The sequence below is a fragment of the Flavihumibacter stibioxidans genome, assembly GCF_014332695.1.
GTDB lineage: Bacteria > Bacteroidota > Bacteroidia > Chitinophagales > Chitinophagaceae > Flavihumibacter > Flavihumibacter stibioxidans.
In genome coordinates this window covers 268,912-286,699 of the sequence record NZ_MBUA01000028.1, presented here as the reverse complement: position 1 = coordinate 286,699, position 17,788 = coordinate 268,912, and the positions used below count along the sequence as shown (strand labels likewise).

Below are 17,788 nucleotides of genomic sequence, written 5' to 3'. Positions count from 1 at the left end.
TGCGGCAGTGAGGCTGTGGGCGCTAAGGTCCATGGCCGAGAGGGAAATAACCCAGATTAGCAACTAAGGTCCCTAATACGTAGTTAAGTTGAACAAACGAGGTGGAGTTTCTAAAACAGCCAGGATGTTGGCTTGGAAGCAGCCATTCATTTAAAGAGTGCGTAACAGCTCACTGGTCGAGAGACTCTGCACGGAAAATGATCGGGCATCAAACTACGAACCGAAGTTCTAAATTCCATACTTGTATGGAGTGGTAGGGGAGCATTCCAATCTGCGTTGAAGGTGTGTGGTGATGCATGCTGGAGCGGTTGGAAAAGAAAATGTAGGCATAAGTAACGATAAAACAAGTGAAAAACTTGTTCGCCGTAAGACTAAGGGTTCCTGATCAACGTTAATCGGATCAGGGTTAGTCGGGTCCTTAGGCAAACCCGAAAGGGGCAGCTGATGGAAAACTGGTTAATATTCCAGTACCGGCATTAGTTTCGATGGGGTGACGTGTTAGTGAAAGGTCCGCGCAGTTACGGAATACTGCGTTAAAGCCCGTAGATATATCCTGTGTAGGCAAATCCGCACGGGATGTCGAAGGTGATAGTACTAGAAAGCTTCGGCTGGATAGATAGTGACCCTAATCATAGCACCGAGAAAAACCTCTAAGGATAGGCTAATGCCGCCCGTACCGTAAACCGACACAGGTAGTCGAGATGAATATTCTAAGGCGCTCGGGTGAGCCGTGGAGAAGGAACTAGGCAAATTGACGCTGTAACTTCGGGATAAAGCGTACCGCAGCGATGCGGTCTCAGTAAAATGGTTCAACCAACTGTTTAACAAAAACACAGGGCCCTGCAAAATCGTAAGATGACGTATAGAGCCTGATACCTGCCCGGTGCTGGAAGGTTAAGGAAGGATGTTCGGAGTAATCCAAAGCTTCTGACTGAAGCCCCAGTAAACGGCGGCCGTAACTATAACGGTCCTAAGGTAGCGAAATTCCTTGTCGGGTAAGTTCCGACCTGCACGAATGGTCTAATGAGTTGAACACTGTCTCCTCCACGAGCCCGGTGAAATTGTAGTATCGGTGAAGATGCCGGTTACCCGTCACGGGACGGAAAGACCCCATGAACCTTCACTACAACTTTGCATTGATTTTGAGCACCAAGTGTGTAGGATAGTTGGGAGACTATGAAGCAGTGTCGCCAGGCATTGTGGAGTCATCGTTGAAATACCAACCTCTTGTTGCTTAGAACCTAACCCCTGAAGGGGGACATTGCATGGTGGGTAGTTTGACTGGGGTGGTCGCCTCCTAAAAAGTAACGGAGGCTCGCAAAGGTACCCTCAGTACGGTTGGTAATCGTACGCAGAGCGCATTAGTATAAGGGTGCTTGACTGTGAGACATACAAGTCGATCAGGTGCGAAAGCAGGCTAAAGTGATCCGGTGGTTCTGTATGGAAGGGCCATCGCTCAAAGGATAAAAGGTACTCTGGGGATAACAGGCTGATCTCACCCAAGAGCTCATATCGACGGTGAGGTTTGGCACCTCGATGTCGGTTCGTCACATCCTGGGGCTGGAGAAGGTCCCAAGGGTTCGGCTGTTCGCCGATTAAAGTGGCACGTGAACTGGGTTCAGAACGTCGCAAGACAGTTCGGTCCCTATCTGTGATGGGCGTTAGAAAATTGAGAGGACATGACCTTAGTACGAGAGGACCGGGTCGTACGTACCGCTGGTGTATCGGTTGTGCCGCCAGGTGCAATGCCGAGTAGCTATGTACGGAAAGGATAAACGCTGAAAGCATCTAAGCGTGAAACCTACCTTAAGATGAGTTTTCTTTTAAGGGTCGTCAGAGACTATGACGTTGATAGGCTACAGGTGTAAAGGTGGTAACATCAAAGCCGAGTAGTACTAATTGCCCGTAAGCTTTAATTTTTTAATTCTATATGGATTAGGAAATATTACATACCCGTGAAATTGCAACTTCCCAATATGTTATCTTATTGAAGTGGATCATTCCACCAATGTCTTATGGTGCTTATGCCGAGGGTGTTCACCTCTTCCCATACCGAACAGAGAAGTTAAGCCCCTCATGGCCGATGGTACTGCTATACCAGGCGGGAGAGTAGGTAGGTGCCATATTTATTATAAAGAGCCTTGTAACTTGTGTTGCAAGGCTCTTTTGCTTTATATAACGCGCTGCATCCCAGCCCAACATTTATTTTTCAATATTCATCTGCCTTGTACAACGTATATATTTTTTTCAGGGTCATTCTGAAAAAATATCGTGCGTCTACACTACCTTATCCTCCCATACATTATCCTGTTGCTGGCCGCCTGCCACAAATGCACCGAACCCCCACCAAATATACCAGCCGGTACATATAAAGGGAGTTTCCAGCGGCTGCACCAGGAAAATAGCCCGATCGCAGAGGTTTCCATCACCTTCAATTACCCCGCGTGGTCAGGAACCAGTAGTATCTTAAATTACCCCGCCCTCGGTTCCGGAACATTTTCCTATCCCGACGATTCCTATTTTACATTCAACAATACATTTCAATGGACAACAGATTTCGATCATACACTAATACTTCACGGCGACTATATTGACCAGGTGAAAGGTGATAGCCTCTTTATTACAAAGAGCTATGGCAATGGGTGGATTGACGTATATAAACTACAGAAACAATAGTTCACAAACCTGTTTTGCAGTTAGCTTCCAAATGCTGATATTAGCTGCATAGCTGTTACTGTTGATAAAAAATATCGCCATATTACAAAACCCCTTGTCCTAGCCCCCTAAATGTCTGGACTGATTTATCAAATCAGTTAAGTACATTAAATTTAGGAAGTCATGAAAAAAACAAGACGTAATTGGAGCACCGAGGAAAAGCTTCAAGTTCTTCAGGAAGCAGATCAAATCGGTTTAACGGAAACCTTTCGTAAGTACAATCTTTCCGCTGCGCTGTATCATCGCTGGAAGCGTGATTTTAATGAGCAGGGTGTGGCAGGGATCCAAGGGAAATACCACACAGTTGATCCGGAATTAAGAGCCCTTCAGGCTGAAAATGAACGGCTCAAGCGTATTGTGGCCAATCAGGCATTGGAACTGGAGTTTAAAACCGAGCTTTTAAAAAAAAGCCGTTGAATCAGCAGGAGGTAAAATCCTGCATACAGCTCTTTGAAGGAAAGATAAAGGTTAGCAAAATGCTGCAATGGACCGGTGTTCCGAAAAGCAGTTACTATTACCAGGCTCGTAAGGGCAGGCAAGGCAGAATACCCTCGACCCATACCCGACTGGAGACTGGTGAACTGCTTCGGAATGAAAGCGTTGTCATTGCCATTAAGTTTGTCCTGGGTATTGAATTTGTAGATTATGGGTATCAGAAAATGACCGCATGCCTTAGACTGGAAGGATTTGTAATAAATGAAAAGAAGGTTTATCGGCTGATGACTGAAAGCTGTCTGCTCTACAGTAGTAAAATAACCGGCAAAAGCACCAACCGGAAGTTTGTTCAGTTCTATACCCAGCAGGCTGATGCACCCATGCAGCAGCTATGTATGGATATCAAATATCTGTACATACATGGTGCCGGCCGCAATGCCTTGCTGTTGACCGTGTTGGACGTTTTCAGTCGTAGAAACCTGGGGCAGCTTTTGTGGTGGAAGATGCGCAAGCACCAGGTAAAATGGCTGTTGAGCCAGATACTCTATAAACACAGGGTCGAAGGTATTACCCTCAGAAATGACAACGGCAGCCAGTTTATTGCCACCATTGTTCGGGAATACCTGCAGGAACAAGGTGTCAACCAGGAGTTCACCCATGTAGCTACGCCAGAGGAAAATTCTTTTATCGAGGCGTATCATTCCCTGGTGGAACGCAGCATTGAACAACGCTATGAATTTGAATCAATTTATGAAGCCGGACTTGTGTTGAATCGATGGAAGCAATTTTACAATGAAACACGTCTGCATGGAAACCTTGGTAAAAGAACTCCGATGCAGGTGTGGGATGAACACTACCGGTCTATTGAACCGCTTAGGCCACCATTAGCCGAAAAGCCGGAGGAAAAGTCAAGGCCGGCGATCCGGGATTCCGAAGCGTATGCCATCGCCGCTACGTATAGCCTTTACTTTTCCAGAGGCGAGGCTACCTTTGACGGCAGCGGTGAAAAACAGAAAAAGTGTCTAACCAATATCGACCTTTTGTCCAGTTTTTAGGGGTTTAAGACACCCTTCGCCGGTAAGGGACGCTCCTCCATCATTCTCAGGCAGATTAAATCTCATTTGGAAACATCAGGGTACAGCCATGCTGTTTTCCGGGATAACTGGCCCGCCAACTATACCGCTTTTACGGAGATATGGTTGATCGGTGGTGATGGCACCCTCAATTATTTTGTTAATCATTTCCAGTTCAATAATATTCCCCTGGTCCTGTTTAAAGGTGGAACCGGAAATGATTTTGCATGGAAACTTTATGGTGATATCAGTACGGGCGAGCAGATAAAACTTGTCCTTCAGGCAATAGCCAAACCGGTGGATGCCGGTATTTGTAACGGTAATTATTTTCTTAACACAGTTGGAATCGGATTCGATGGGAAAGTATTGGGACTGATGAACACGATCAGACTCCTGGGTAGTACACTCGGATATTACCTGGCAGTACTAAGAACTATATTCACTTACAGAGAACCTTTTTTTATAATTAGCTGTAAGCAGCAAATCTTGAAATCCGGCAAATTGTTATTGTGCCAGGTTAGTAATGCACCTCGAACAGGTGGAGCTTTCCTGGTTTCACCTCAGGCAGACCCGGCAGATGGTTGGCTTAATCTTCTTTGTTGCAGCCCATTGCAACTGACCGAACGCATAAAATTATTGTCCCGTGTAAAAAAAGGACACCATATTGGTTTGCCGGTTATAGACTATCGATTGATCGATCAGGTTAAGATCCAATCAAACTGTATGCTACCTGCCCAGCTTGATGGGGAATTAATTCAGGCGGAAAATTTTGAAATCAGTATTGCCAGGCAAAAATTCATGTTTATCTATTAATAGAACTGTGTAGATTTTACAAGTTTTGTTGGTATCTAAGGCATCCTTACCCGGATAGAAATATTTACATCACAGCGGAGCATAAAAAAAGGTCTGGCATAGCCAGACCCATATTGTTTGGATGATTGAGCCAATGATTAATAATCACGACCGCCGCCGCCATAACCGCCACGACCACCGCCGTAACCACCGCTACCGCCACGGTTACCGCCGCCGCCGCCACCGTAACCGCCACGACTACCGCCGCCGCCGCCACCGTAACCGCCACGACTACCGCCGCCGCCGCCACCGAAGCTTTTCTTCTTGAATCCACCACCACCACCGCCTTCGCGTGGTTGTGATTCGTTCACAACGATACTGCGGCCCATAACTTCAGTACCATGCAATGCAGCAATAGCAGCATTACCAGCTTCTGAATCAGCCATTTCAACAAAACCAAATCCTTTAGAACGGTTGTTGTTGAATTTGTCTGTAACGATTTTTGCGGAAATAACTTCGCCGTAAGGGGCAAACATCTCCAACAGATCCTGCTCAGTTAAATCCCAACTGAGATTGCCAACGTAAATGTTCATTTTCTAATTTTTTTTGAACCAATAAATAAACCCATAATGAAGCACAGTGAGACAAGAAACCAGAAAATCATTTACTTGGAAACGCTCTGGGAAGCATGTGATACTGTTAAGATCATTAAGGAACCTTAACGAAGGTAATGAAATTGTTTTATAAGATAAAAAAATTGAAAATATAAAAAAAGGTATTTAACATACCCGGCACCCTGAAGTGGCCTGTATGTTAAATACCCTTTTCTGTATTCCGGGAAATTGAGGCTTATTCAGCTACAACTTCAAATTCAACCTCAGTTGATTTGCCATTTCCGAAGTCGATAACGGCTTTGTATTGACCAAGTTCCTTTACCTCATCGGCAATGGAGATCTTTTTACGGTCAATTTCATAACCTTTCTGCTCACGGATGGCACGGGCTATCTGCAGGGAAGTAACACTTCCGAAGATTTTTCCGCTGGTTCCTGTCTTGGCACCCAGTTTCAACGCACTTTCCTGCAGTTTGGAAATAACCTGGTTGATCTCAGCCAGCATTTTATCTTCCTTCTTCTTCTGCACTTTCAGCTTCTCTTCGAGTTGCTTAAGGTTAGAGGGAGAGGCTTCTACTGCCAACTTTTTGGGTATGAGGTAGTTACGTGCGTATCCGTTCTTCACGTTTACGAGCTCGTTCTTACCGCCCAGGTTGTCTACGTCTTGAATGAGAATAATTTGCATGTTCTTTTTTTTAGTATCCCAAGGGCCCAATCATTTATAAATAATTGATTCAGACTGTCTCTTGCATGCAGCAGGATTAGGGAATGGTTACTAGAATCTTACTTCAAAAGGTCAGTAACATACGGCAGGATAGCCATTTGACGGGCTTTTTTCACTGCTTCTGATACTTTGCGCTGGAATTTCAGGCTGTTTCCAGTAATACGGCGAGGCAACATTTTACCTTGCTCATTCAGGAACTTTTTCAGGAATTCAGCGTCTTTGTAATCGACATATCTGATACCGTACTTCTTAAAGCGGCAGAATTTCTTGGCACGCTTTTCAGTTTTGATCGCGGTCAGGTACTTAATTTCATTCTTTGCCATGATTAAGCCTCCACTTTTTCGGTTCCGGTTGGTACGCCACTTTTCTTTTTAGCATTGTACTCAACGGCGTATTTGTTGAGCACAGTGAACATGTGACGCAGGACGTTGTCGTCACGCAGAAGCTGGATCTTCAGCTTCTCATTGAAGTCGGATGGCGCCTTGTATTCCGCTACCCAGTACAAACCTGTGGTTTTTTTCTGGATAGGGTACGCCAGTGATTTTAATCCCCATGGATTAGAATTCACCACCTCGCCACCATTGCTGGTAACCAGGTCAATGAATTTTTTCTGAGCTGCTTTGTAGTCCTCTTCGCTCAGAACAGGGGTAAAAATCACCATCAATTCGTAATTGTTCATGATCCCTGATTTGTGTTTAAAAATTAATTGGGCTGCAAAGGTAGGTGAATACGGCCATTTAGCCTAATAATATGAGGAATTTTTGGGGCATGAAAGACCCTGAACCGGTATTTTTCATCAGTAAAAATGAAAAATGATAGCCAAAGGTAATGGTTGGTTTCCTGCTTTCTTTCCCCACGGCTTGTTAACCAGCTACCGTTTACCGTTACCAGGGATCAGCCTCCTGTAGCCAGATGGCGCAAAGAACTGCCAGGCAGGCAATTTTCGATTGTTTTATCCAATGCTTCCCGGTATTGTTCTTTAACGTTTTATCCAGGAAATTTAAACCAGGCATATATGCACCATAATTCTGTTGGTTACCTTCAGCCACCAGGGCAGCCTGTTATAATAAAGCTTTATGCCATTCCATTGATTTTCAGGCTCTAAATAACAAATATCAATTCGAAAACAGCCTCTCTATGGGTAATAGTCTGCCATCTGCTTTGCTGATCTGACAAAATTTCTGTTTTTCCTGTCTGGCTTTGCTGTGGCATTGCATTTGTTCAGTGCTCATACCAATTAACCGGAAAAAATATTATTGTATGCAAAAAGGTAGTATCAGAGTCCAGACGGAGAATATTTTCCCCATTATTAAAAAGTTTCTTTACAGTGAGCATGATATTTTTTTACGTGAGTTGATCAGTAATGCGGTAGACGCCACCCAAAAACTGAAAACCCTTTCTTCCATAGGTGAAGCAAAAGGCGAAATAGGCGATCTGTCTGTTGTTATATCCCTGGATGCTGAAGCCAAAACCCTTACCATATCAGACAAAGGGGTCGGAATGACTGGTGAGGAAGTTGATAAATACATTAACCAGGTGGCATTTTCTGGAGCGGAAGAGTTCCTGAACAAGTATAAAGGCCAAAACGAGAATAATATTATCGGCCATTTTGGCCTGGGATTTTATTCTTCTTTCATGGTGAGCGATAAGGTAGAGATCATTACCCGCAGTTTCCGTGAATCCCCCGCTGTTAGATGGGAATGTGATGGCAGTCCCGAATACCAGTTGGAAGAAACAACCAAAGAACAACGTGGAACCGATATCGTCCTTCATATCAATGAAGAAAGCCAGGAGTTCCTGGAAGCGGACCGGATCAAAGCGGTGCTGAACCGGTTTTGCCGTTTTCTTCCCGTGCCTATTTTCTTTGAGGGCGAGCAGGTCAATAACCCAACCCCTGCCTGGACCCGAAAGCCATCAGAACTTACCCCTGAAGATTACCAGGCTTTCTACAAGGAATTGTATCCTTATAATGAAGCCCCTTTATTCTGGATTCACCTGAATGTGGATTATCCGTTCAACCTTACAGGCATCCTCTATTTCCCGAAGATCAAACAGAGTTACGAGATCCAGAAAGACAAGATCCAACTGTACAGCAACCAGGTTTTTGTTACGGACGAGGTGAAGGACATTGTGCCGGAGTTCCTGATGTTACTGCAGGGTGTGATCGACAGTCCGGATATTCCGTTGAATGTTAGCCGCAGCTATCTCCAGGGCGATCCCAATGTTAAAAAGATCAACAATCACATTACCAAAAAAGTAGCTGATAAACTGGAGGAGATATTCAACAAAAACAGGAAGGAGTTTGAAGATAAATGGGAGAGCCTGGGACTGTTTGTGAAATATGGTATGATGACCGATGATAAGTTCCTTGAAAAAGCTGAAAAATTCCACATCATGCAGGATGCCGCCGGTACGGAGTTTTATACGCTTGAAGAATACAAGAACGCAACGGTTGCGCTGCAGAAAAATAAGGACGGAAAGCAGGTGATCATTTACGCAACCGATCCGGTACAGCAAAACACATTTATAAAAGCGGCTACTGATAAGGGTTATAAGGTTGTGAAACTGGAAACAATTGTGGACGCGGCTTTCATTAACCAGATGGAGATGAAATGGAGTGATGTTCATTTCACCCGTGTTGATGCTGATATCGCAGATAATCTGGTAGACAGGCAGGATGCTTCTGCATCAGTATTAAATGCAGAGCAGGAAGAACAGTTGAAAAAATTATTTGAGCAGCAACCAGCCGGTTTACATCTCACTGTTGAGGTAAAAGGTTTGAGTCCCGATGCTGCCCCCGTTGTGGCAACCCGCCCTGAATTTATGAGACGGATGAAGGATATGGCAGCTGTCAGTGGCCCCATGGGCAGTTTCTATGCCGGCATGCCGGATGAGGTTATGCTGACTGTTAATGGCAACCATTCTATTTACCAGCAAATTTTGGCTGCAGGTGACAGTGGACAGCAGGAAAAGATGACACGCAACCTGGCAGACCTCGCTTTATTATCGCAGGGACTGTTAAAGGGCGCTGCGCTGACATCCTTTATTGAAAGGAGTGTTGAATTGATGGAGAAGGGCTAGGCCTGAGGTCCAGTACTCTCAGCTGCAGATGTTTATTACCATTCCATTCATTCTCCTCCAGCGTGAATACAACATCAACCGGTTGGTTTTGGCCCAGCAGGAAAAATTTTTCTGCCAGACCAAAACCAATTCCGTTGAATATGATATTATCCTGAACCAGACTGAATTTGATGTGCTGGTCCTTAACGACTTTTGACCAGCCATTATCCCTGACCTTTCTTACAATGAATAAAGGTTTGGTGTTTTCCGGCCCGAAAGGTTCCATCTGCCTGATAATGTTATGGAATGCCGGTTTGAGGTCTGTGAAACGGACTTCGGAGTCTATGATCAGTTCGGGAACCCTTTGTTCTTCGCCGATTGTGGCCGCCACTACTTCTTCAAATTTTTCACAGAAAGCATTGACCGCTTCCGGCAGCAAGGTCATCCCGGCTGCGGCAAAGTGACCGCCGTAGCCCAGCAGGTGCTCCCGGCAGGCATGGATGGCTTCGTATAAGTTAAAGCCGGCCACGCTTCTGGCACTACCGGAAACAATGTCTCCGCTTTGAGTAAGTACGATGGTCGGACGGTAATATTTATCAATGAGCCTGGAGGCGACGATGCCCACAACTCCCTTGTGCCAGTGTGGCTGAAATACGACTGTTGAACTGCGCTCGGATTGCAGCAGGTCGTTTTCAATCATTTCAAGTGCTTCCACGGTAATGGACAGGTCCGCTTCTTTACGGTCATCATTATGCGAATGTAAAAGTTCGGCATATCCGGTCGCTTTAACAGGGTCCTTTTCAATGAAAAGCTGTACGGCCAGTTTGGCATCATCCATTCTTCCGGCGGCGTTGACCCTGGGGGCAATGACGTAGATCAGGTTGTTGATCTGTAGAGGCTGATCACCCAGTTTTGCCAGGTCAATAAGCGCTTTTATCCCGGGGGAAGGATGTTCGTTTACCCTTTTCAATCCGAAATAGGCGAGTATCCTGTTTTCGCCTGTGATGGGAACAATGTCAGCCGCAATGGCGGTGGCTACCAGGTCTAGATAACGCAGGTAATATTCATCAGGCAGGCCAATTTTCTGGCAGAGGGCAGTGATCAGTTTGAATCCAACCCCGCAACCGCATAGATCTTTATACGGATAGGGACAATCTGTTTGTTTGGGATTGAGGATAGCCACTGCAGGCGGAAGAACTGCGTCAGGCATATGGTGGTCGCAAATGATGAATTCTATGCCGAGTTCTTTAGCATAACTGATCAGTTCTGTCGATTTGATGCCGCAGTCCAGTGAAATGATCAGGGAAACACCAGTGTCCCTGGCATAGTCAATCCCTTTCCGGGAAACTCCGTAACCTTCTTTATACCGGTGGGGGATATAATAATCAACCTTATCAGATTCGTAGACCTGTGACAAAAACTGGTACATGGTGGCTACAGAAGTAGTGCCATCCACATCATAATCACCGAAAACCATGATTTTTTCCCGTTCCTGCATGGCCCGGATGATCCTGTCTACAGCATTTTGCATGTCCTTCATAAGGTAGGGATCATGCAGCTGGCTGAGTTCGGGCCGGAAAAATGCCCTGGCGGATTCGAAATCCCGAATGCCCCTTTGTACAAGGATTTTACAGATTACGTGGTGAATGCCCAGTTTTTCCTGCAAGGCAATTACTTCCGGCTCTGCCGCTTCCATCAATTTCCATCTCTTCTCCATTGCCCTTAGTATTTGCGGTCTGTGGTAAACCTGACCAGTTCTTCCAGTGCATTGCGGGTATCCGTTTCGGGAAACTGGTGCAGCAAGGCCATTGCTTCATCCCGGTACTGGTTCATTTTAGCGGTTGCATACCGTATGCCTCCTGATTCTGTCACAAAGTTGATCACTTCCCTGACCTTTTCAGGCTTTTTGTTGTCATTTTTAATGATGTTGACAATCCTGCGACGGGTTGCTTTATCGGCCTGGTTCAGTGTATATATAAGTGGTAAGGTAAGTTTTTTTTCCTTGATGTCGTTTCCTGTTGGCTTGCCGACGTCTTCCGAGCCGTAGTCAAAAAGGTCATCCTTGATCTGGAAGGCGATGCCCACTTTTTCGCCGAAATTCCTCAAAACTTCAGCGTGGGCCTCATTCCCGGCGGCTGAAAAAGCGCCAGCAGCGCAGGATGAAGCCAGCAGTGACGCCGTCTTATTACTGATGATTTCAAAGTAAACCGATTCATCGAGATTGAGTGAACGGGATTTTTCAATCTGGAGCAGTTCGCCTTCACTCATTCGCCTGACAGCTTCGGAAAGGTGCTGGAGTATCCGGAAATCGTTGTTGTCGAGCGACAGCAGAAGCCCTTTGGCAAGGAGGTAATCGCCGATCAGGACCGAAACCTTTGCCTTCCAGAGCGCATAGGTGGAGAAAAACCCCCTCCTTTCCATGGATTCATCAACCACATCATCATGAACGAGGGTGGCTGTATGGAGTAATTCCACGAGGGATGCCGCCCGGTAGGTGCTTTCAGTGATTCCCCCGCACAGCCTGGCGCTAAGCAGCACAAACATGGGCCGGAGTTGTTTCCCTTTGCGCTTTACGATGAAACTGGTGATCCTGTCAAGCATGGGCACCTGGCTTTTCACGGCATCCCTGAATTTTTTTTCAAACAGGTCCAGTTCTTCGGCTATAAGTGATTGTGATAATTTCATGAATTGTAATAACCGGGGCAAATTACTACAATGCTGTCCATTTTCAAGCATCAAAAGCGATTCGAAGACGGTCTTTTAATTGATTCTCTTTGGGTTAAATACACTTTAATGGCTTAATTATTTGGTATTTAAAATGCAATTAATATTTTTGTGCTTATTTTTAAGTATCGTATCCTGTCAATTCATTAACCATTACTTATAAAATTTCATTATGGCAATCAGAAAATACACAGCACTTTTAGGTTTACTGTGTTTGTTTGCGTCCAGCTCGTTCGCCCAAATCGGGACGAGTTATGACGTGCAAGATTCCTCGTTGATTCCCCGAAAAAGCCTTCCCCAACACAATGAGTTCATGAATAACGCCTATCCTTTTCCGGCAAAACCCCGGAACCAGTGGGAAGTAGGTGTTAAATTGGGAGCTTTTGGCATCAGCGGTGATGTTCCTGCTGTTTGGCCACAATTGGGATTTGGTGCCCATGTCAGAAAAGCATTGGGATATGTCGTTTCAATGAGGTTGGAGTATAATTATGGTATTGCGAAGGGGCTGCATTGGTCGTCATCCGCTAATTACCAGAAAAATAAAGCATGGACTGATAATGGTTACAAGGCGCAGGCAAGAACTGGCGACGGACCATTAATTCCTGCCCAGGATGTTGTATATTACAATTATAAAACCAATATCCAGGATCTTACCCTGCAAGGTGTTTTTTCTATTACCAACATCCGCTTTCACAAAACAAAATCAAATCTGAATCTTTACGCCCTGGCTGGCTTTGGTGGTATGATTTATGACACCAAGGTAAATGCGCTTAATGGAGATCAGAAATATGATTTCTCTGGAATAAACGGTGGTGTTTACAAAAACAGAAAAGACACCAAAAAAGCATTGCGTGACTTAATGGATGATAGTTATGAGACAGATGCGGAAGGTTATGATGATTCACGTGCTAAAATTGGTGGTAAGACCTTCAGGCCGGTTTATAATGTCGGAGTTGGAATTGCATATAGTTTGAGCAAGCGCATAAATCTTGCATTGGAACAAAAGATGACTGCTTCCAAGGACGATTTGCTGGACGGCCAGCGCTGGCAGGAATCTCCCGCAGGAGACGCAGTATTGACCCGGGATTATGATTTGTACCATTTCACTTCCCTAGGTGTGAATTTCAACCTGGGTGCAAGATCTACCGAACCTCTTTATTGGCTGAACCCGCTGGATTACGCTTACAACGAACTGAATGCCCCCAAGCATATGAAACTGCCCAAGCCAATCCTCGACGATGCTGATGGCGATGGTGTGACCGACCAGTTTGACCTGGAGCCCAATACACCAGCCAACGCACCGGTTGACAGCCATGGCGTAAGCAAGGATACGGATGGTGACGGTGTACCTGACTTCAAAGACAAGGAACTGATCACCCCAACCCAGTGTCAGCCTGTTGACGCAGATGGTATCGGTAAGTGTCCAGAGCCTGCATGCTGTAAGGAACTCCGCGAAGGTGGTTTTGCACCTAAAGCAGCTTGTAATATCGGTGACCTGCCAAGCATCTCCTTCACTGGTCGTTCTGTGAGCCTTAATAATGATGCCAAGGCTGTACTGGCAAGTGTGGCTGAAAAGATCCGCAATAACCCGAACTGTAAGATTGCAGTAATCGGTTACGGTGAATCCAGCAAATCCGCACAGCAGTTGAGCTGGGATCGCGTTAACGCGGTTATCAACTACATGGTTGAAAAAGAAGGTATCAGCGCCGATCGCTTCATCTTTAAGTACGGTGAAGGTGGTGGAGACGGAAATACAGTTGACCTGCGCGACGGAACCACTGAAGAAGGTCCGAACGCAGTACCTGCCCCGCACCCCAACCTGCGCAGAAAAGGATAAATGGTTAATATTGACATAAATGAACCCCGCTTCGGCGGGGTTTTTTTTATATTTGATCAAATCTGTTAACTTTGCCAGCCTTTATGAGATCATTCCTCGTCCTTTTAATTATCGCTTTGCTGGGTACCGGCTGTTCTAAATTTGCCAAAGTGCAGAAGAGCACCGATTATGACTATAAGCTTAGAATGGCTGACCAGTACTACGCTAAGAAGAAATACCATTTCGCCCAGCAACTGTATGAAGAACTGTTCCCTTTACTGAAGGGAAGCGATAAATTCGAAGCTGTGTATTACAATTTTGCTTATTGCGCCTATTATATGCGCGATTACATGAATGCCGAGAACCTGTTCAAAGGCTTTGTGGAAGTGTTTCCTACCAGCAAAAGAGCGGAAGAAATGGAGTATATGCGGGCATATACCTTTTACCGTCAGTCTCCTAAGGTAGAACTGGACCAGACCAATACAATGAAGACTATAGGCCTGATGCAGGCTTTTATCAATACTCACCCTGGCTCTGCGAAAAACAAGGAGGCCACGGAGATCATTGACATCTGCCGTGAAAAACTGGAAAAAAAGGAAATGCTCAGTGCTGAATTGTATTTTAACCTCAGGCAGTATAAGGCAGCCGCTATTGCCTTTGCTAACCTGATGAACAATTATCCTGATTCCGATAAGAGCGATTCCTATAAGTTACAGGTAATCAGGTCCTATTTTGAGTATGCAGCACTCAGTATTGACGAGAAAAAGGAAGAAAGGTTCCAGAAGGTAATTGATGAATGCAATGAGTTTACGGACCGCTTTCCTGAAAGTCAATTGCTGACCGAAGCAAAAAGATTCCTAAATTTGTCCCTTAATAACATTAAAGCAATAAAAAATGAGCAAGTTAAGACGTCAGCTTAGTTCCAACACCAGTAATGTCGCTGAGGCAAAAAATCTGCTGGAGATCAAGGGTAAAACTGGCAACCTGTATGAGTCAATTGCCGTTATTGCAAAAAGGGCTAACCAGATCAATATTGCCCTGAAAGAAGAATTGCACAACAAACTCGAAGAGTTTGCCACCCATACCGATAGCCTGGAGGAAATTCATGAAAACAAGGAGCAGATCGAAATCTCCCGTGCTTATGAGCGTATGCCTAATCCAGCCCTTCTGGCAACCCAGGAATTCATGGAAGAAAAAATTTATTACAGGAAAAACGAAGACAACCTCTTTAGTTAATCTTGAAACATATATTTGTTAAAGCGACGGCTATGCTGTCGCTTTTTTTTTAATTTTAATTCATGTTACACGGAAAGAAAATCCTTCTGGGCATTTCTGGTAGTATTGCTGCCTATAAATCCATATCCCTGGTTAGGCTGCTGATAAAAAGCGGGGCCGAAGTGAAAGTTGTAATGACACCTGCAGCAAGGGATTTCGTTTCACCACTAACACTTTCCACACTTTCCAAAAACCCTGTATTGGTTGACCTGTTTGCGGAAAATGCCTGGGCCAATCACGTGATGCTGGGCCGTTGGGCAGACCTGCTGATTATAGCTCCCCTGAGCTGCAATACGCTGGCAAAAATGGCTGGCGGCTTTTGTGACAATCTTTTACTGGCCACTTATTTATCATCAACATGCCCGGTTTGGGTAGCGCCTGCCATGGATGAGGATATGTGGCACCATCCCAGCACTAAAAAGAATCTCCTGGCCCTTCAAGCCTACGGCAATCATATTATTCCGGTAAATAGTGGCGAATTGGCTAGCGGGCTGGTTGGTGAAGGCCGGATGGCAGAGCCGGAAGAAATCCATCTCCTGGTTCTGAAATATTTCGAAGGGGTATCCGCTTTTTCAGGAAAAAAAGTTCTCGTAACTGCCGGACCTACTTATGAACCAATTGACCCTGTTCGTTTTATCGGCAACCATTCTTCCGGTAAAATGGGGGTGGCTATTGCGCTGGAATTGGCTTCCCGTGGTGCCTCCGTGCACCTGGTTGCTGGTCCCGGTGTGAAATTGCCAGTTCATGCAGGTATAATGGTTTCCCCTGTAGCTACCGCCTCTGAAATGTACAAAGTCGCTACAGAATCTTTTCCCCAAATGGATATCGCGGTTATGGCAGCGGCTGTTGCCGACTATACCCCGGTAAACGTTGCCAATGAAAAGATCAAGAAAAAAGATAGCAGACTGACAATAGAACTTCAAAAGACAAAGGATATCCTGAAGGAATTGGGATCCAAGAAAAAAAGTGACCAGTTATTGGTTGGATTTGCCCTGGAGACCAATAATGAAAAAGCAAATGCCCTGGCTAAACTTCAATCGAAGAACGCAGACCTTATTGTTCTAAATTCCCTGCAGGATCAGGGAGCAGGTTTTGGCCACGATACCAATAAGATCACTATTTATGATAATACCGGCGCCGAATATGTATATCCGGTAAAATCAAAAGTGGCGGTTGCAGCGGATATTGCTGATATGATTTATAAAAAATTACATGCTTAAGAAATTAATTACGCTGCTCTCACTTGTCCTGGCCATGCTGCCTTCGGGTGCACAGGAACTCCAGGCGAAGGTCGTGGTGATGTCCAATCAGGTTGGATCCAGGGTAGACCGGAAAGTTTTCAATACACTTCAGAATGCGTTAAACAATTTTCTGAATAACCGTAAATGGAGTCGCGACACTTATCAGCAAAACGAAAAGATCAATTGCAATTTCCTGATCAATATCGGGAAGGCCAGTGACGGTAATGTTTTCCAGGCTACCCTTACCATCCAGGCGGCAAGACCTGTATATAATTCAGCGTATGAAACTCCTTTGATAAATTTTATTGATGAGAACCTTCTCTTTCGTTATGTGGAGTTTCAGCAACTTGAATTCAATGAAAACAGGGTGAGCGGGAATGATCCGCTGGTTTCAAACCTGACCGCAGTACTGGCTTATTATGTCAATATCATTCTTGGACTGGATGGAGATTCTTTTTCCTTAAAAGGAGGGGAACCATATTTTATTAAGGCCCAGAACATCGTCAATAATTCACCTGAAAGCCGCGATATTCTGGGGTGGAAAGCATTTGATGGCCAGCGAAACCGCTATTGGCTGATGGAGAACCTTACCAGCAGCAGGTACACATTGGTACATGATGCGATGTATACCTATTTCAGACTGGGACTTGATCAATTTTACGAAAAGGAGGCCGCAGCACGCCAGTCGATCTTAACTGCATTAAACCTGCTGAATACACTTAATTCAGAGGTCCCGAATTCGATGATACTGCCATTTTTCTTCCAGGGAAGAACCATGGAACTAGCCCGCATGTTCAGGAAATCTCCGCCCCAGGAAAAATCTGCTGCGTTGGAAATTCTGACGCGCCTCGACATTGCAAATGCCAATACCTATAAACAGGAACTTAAATGAGTCGTACAGGTCTGATATTATTTTTCAGTGGAGTGTTAATCTGGAGTAGTTGTAAGGATATATCAACTTCTGGCAAACCTGCCATGTCAGGTGCGGAAATGGTGCCGGTGATTTATGGCCTTATGATGGTTGATGAATTTGGGAACCATTTGAAAATGCGCGACAGTACGATGGTAATGAAGGATTTTAGACAGGAAAAGTACAGCCAGGTGTTTGCATTTAATAAAACTGATTATAAAACATTCACAGAGAGTTACAAGTATTATCTTGGTCGTCCGGGCGAGTTGAAGGTTATTTTCGACTCCGTGGAAGCCTATTCAACCAGGGCAAGGATCGGAGTGGTCAACACGGAAAGCACACCGGCTCTAAAGGCATTGGAGGAAAGGAAAAAGAAGCTTAAAGCACAATAAAAATTACCTGAAAACGAAAT

At 45.1% G+C, this 17,788-nt stretch carries 17 protein-coding genes, 2 rRNA genes and 1 pseudogene (1 of these 20 cut by a window edge); 14 read left to right on the top strand and 6 right to left on the bottom strand.

The features are described 5' to 3' along the window. From BC349_RS16935 to BC349_RS20190, 7 genes and pseudogenes are all read left to right on the top strand, one after another. Positions 1-1,919, top strand: a 23S ribosomal RNA gene (locus BC349_RS16935); it begins 964 nt to the left of the window's first position. 95 nt (positions 1,920-2,014) lie between these two features. Next, positions 2,015-2,126: ribosomal RNA gene (gene rrf, locus BC349_RS16930) — 5S ribosomal RNA — on the top strand. 145 nt (positions 2,127-2,271) lie between these two features. Beyond that, positions 2,272-2,676: a hypothetical protein gene (locus tag BC349_RS16925; protein ID WP_187257964.1), complete on the top strand. Its 405-nt coding sequence runs from the start codon at positions 2,272-2,274 to the stop codon at positions 2,674-2,676. 162 nt (positions 2,677-2,838) lie between these two features. Continuing rightward, a complete protein-coding gene (locus BC349_RS16920) occupies positions 2,839-3,132 on the top strand; it encodes a transposase (protein ID WP_187257963.1) in 294 nt (97 codons plus the stop codon). Then, entirely contained in the window at positions 3,129-4,205 is a 1,077-nt protein-coding gene (locus BC349_RS16915; protein WP_187257962.1) for a DDE-type integrase/transposase/recombinase, read from the top strand. Before BC349_RS16920 ends, BC349_RS16915 begins: the two co-directional genes overlap by 4 nt. Before the next feature lie 24 nt (positions 4,206-4,229). Beyond that, positions 4,230-4,520, top strand: a pseudogene (locus BC349_RS20195) (diacylglycerol kinase family protein); the annotation flags it as partial. Then, complete coding sequence (locus BC349_RS20190; RefSeq protein WP_343063772.1) at positions 4,521-5,036, top strand: diacylglycerol/lipid kinase family protein; 516 nt, start codon at positions 4,521-4,523, stop codon at positions 5,034-5,036. Between the two features lie 137 nt (positions 5,037-5,173). On the opposite strand, the gene BC349_RS16905 is transcribed toward BC349_RS20190, so the two are convergent. The 4 genes from BC349_RS16905 to rpsF all read right to left on the bottom strand — a co-directional run bounded on the left by BC349_RS16905 (position 5,174) and on the right by rpsF (position 7,029). Beyond that, entirely contained in the window at positions 5,174-5,608 is a 435-nt protein-coding gene (locus tag BC349_RS16905) for an RNA recognition motif domain-containing protein (RefSeq protein WP_187257961.1), read from the bottom strand. Positions 5,609-5,864: 256 nt separating this feature from the next. Further along, positions 5,865-6,311 carry a 50S ribosomal protein L9 gene (gene rplI, locus BC349_RS16900; protein ID WP_187257960.1) on the bottom strand — a complete coding sequence of 149 codons (447 nt, stop codon included), beginning with the start codon at positions 6,309-6,311 and terminating at the stop codon, positions 5,865-5,867. Between the two features lie 98 nt (positions 6,312-6,409). Further along, the gene (gene rpsR / locus BC349_RS16895) at positions 6,410-6,673 is read right to left on the bottom strand and encodes a 30S ribosomal protein S18 (protein ID WP_187257959.1); all 264 of its coding nucleotides are present in this window, start codon (positions 6,671-6,673) and stop codon (positions 6,410-6,412) included. Between the two features lie 2 nt (positions 6,674-6,675). Next, positions 6,676-7,029 (bottom strand): 30S ribosomal protein S6, encoded by a 354-nt coding sequence (gene rpsF, locus BC349_RS16890; protein WP_187257958.1) that lies wholly within the window; start codon positions 7,027-7,029, stop codon positions 6,676-6,678. A gap of 581 nt (positions 7,030-7,610) precedes the next feature. Here rpsF and htpG point away from each other — a divergent pair. Next, positions 7,611-9,431, top strand: coding sequence for a molecular chaperone HtpG (gene htpG, locus BC349_RS16885; protein ID WP_187257957.1), 1,821 nt, complete (start codon positions 7,611-7,613; stop codon positions 9,429-9,431). Here the strand turns inward: htpG and recJ are convergent. After that, positions 9,394-11,127, bottom strand: coding sequence for a single-stranded-DNA-specific exonuclease RecJ (gene recJ / locus BC349_RS16880; protein ID WP_187257956.1), 1,734 nt, complete (start codon positions 11,125-11,127; stop codon positions 9,394-9,396). The two genes, htpG and recJ, sit on opposite strands and share 38 nt — an antisense overlap. 5 nt (positions 11,128-11,132) lie before the next feature. After that, complete coding sequence (locus tag BC349_RS16875) at positions 11,133-12,095, bottom strand: polyprenyl synthetase family protein (RefSeq protein WP_187257955.1); 963 nt, start codon at positions 12,093-12,095, stop codon at positions 11,133-11,135. Positions 12,096-12,447: 352 nt separating this feature from the next. On the opposite strand from BC349_RS16875, the gene BC349_RS16870 reads away from it, so the two are divergent. From BC349_RS16870 to BC349_RS16845, 6 genes are all read left to right on the top strand, one after another. Continuing rightward, entirely contained in the window at positions 12,448-13,971 is a 1,524-nt protein-coding gene (locus tag BC349_RS16870; RefSeq protein ID WP_246457019.1) for an OmpA family protein, read from the top strand. An 83-nt stretch (positions 13,972-14,054) separates the two neighbouring features. Next, positions 14,055-14,870, top strand: a complete 816-nt coding sequence (locus tag BC349_RS16865) for an outer membrane protein assembly factor BamD (RefSeq protein ID WP_187257953.1) — start codon at positions 14,055-14,057, stop codon at positions 14,868-14,870. Continuing rightward, complete coding sequence (locus tag BC349_RS16860; RefSeq protein ID WP_187257952.1) at positions 14,845-15,186, top strand: DNA-directed RNA polymerase subunit omega; 342 nt, start codon at positions 14,845-14,847, stop codon at positions 15,184-15,186. The genes BC349_RS16865 and BC349_RS16860 overlap by 26 nt, the downstream gene beginning before the upstream one ends. 62 nt (positions 15,187-15,248) lie before the next feature. Next, positions 15,249-16,445 carry a bifunctional phosphopantothenoylcysteine decarboxylase/phosphopantothenate--cysteine ligase CoaBC gene (gene coaBC / locus BC349_RS16855; RefSeq protein ID WP_187257951.1) on the top strand — a complete coding sequence of 399 codons (1,197 nt, stop codon included), beginning with the start codon at positions 15,249-15,251 and terminating at the stop codon, positions 16,443-16,445. Further along, on the top strand, positions 16,438-17,358 hold the full coding sequence (porD, locus tag BC349_RS16850; RefSeq protein ID WP_187257950.1) for a type IX secretion system protein PorD: 921 nt from the start codon (positions 16,438-16,440) through the stop codon (positions 17,356-17,358). Before coaBC ends, porD begins: the two co-directional genes overlap by 8 nt. Then, positions 17,355-17,768 carry a DUF4296 domain-containing protein gene (locus BC349_RS16845; RefSeq protein WP_187257949.1) on the top strand — a complete coding sequence of 138 codons (414 nt, stop codon included), beginning with the start codon at positions 17,355-17,357 and terminating at the stop codon, positions 17,766-17,768. Before porD ends, BC349_RS16845 begins: the two co-directional genes overlap by 4 nt. Positions 17,769-17,788: the final 20 nt, after the last annotated feature.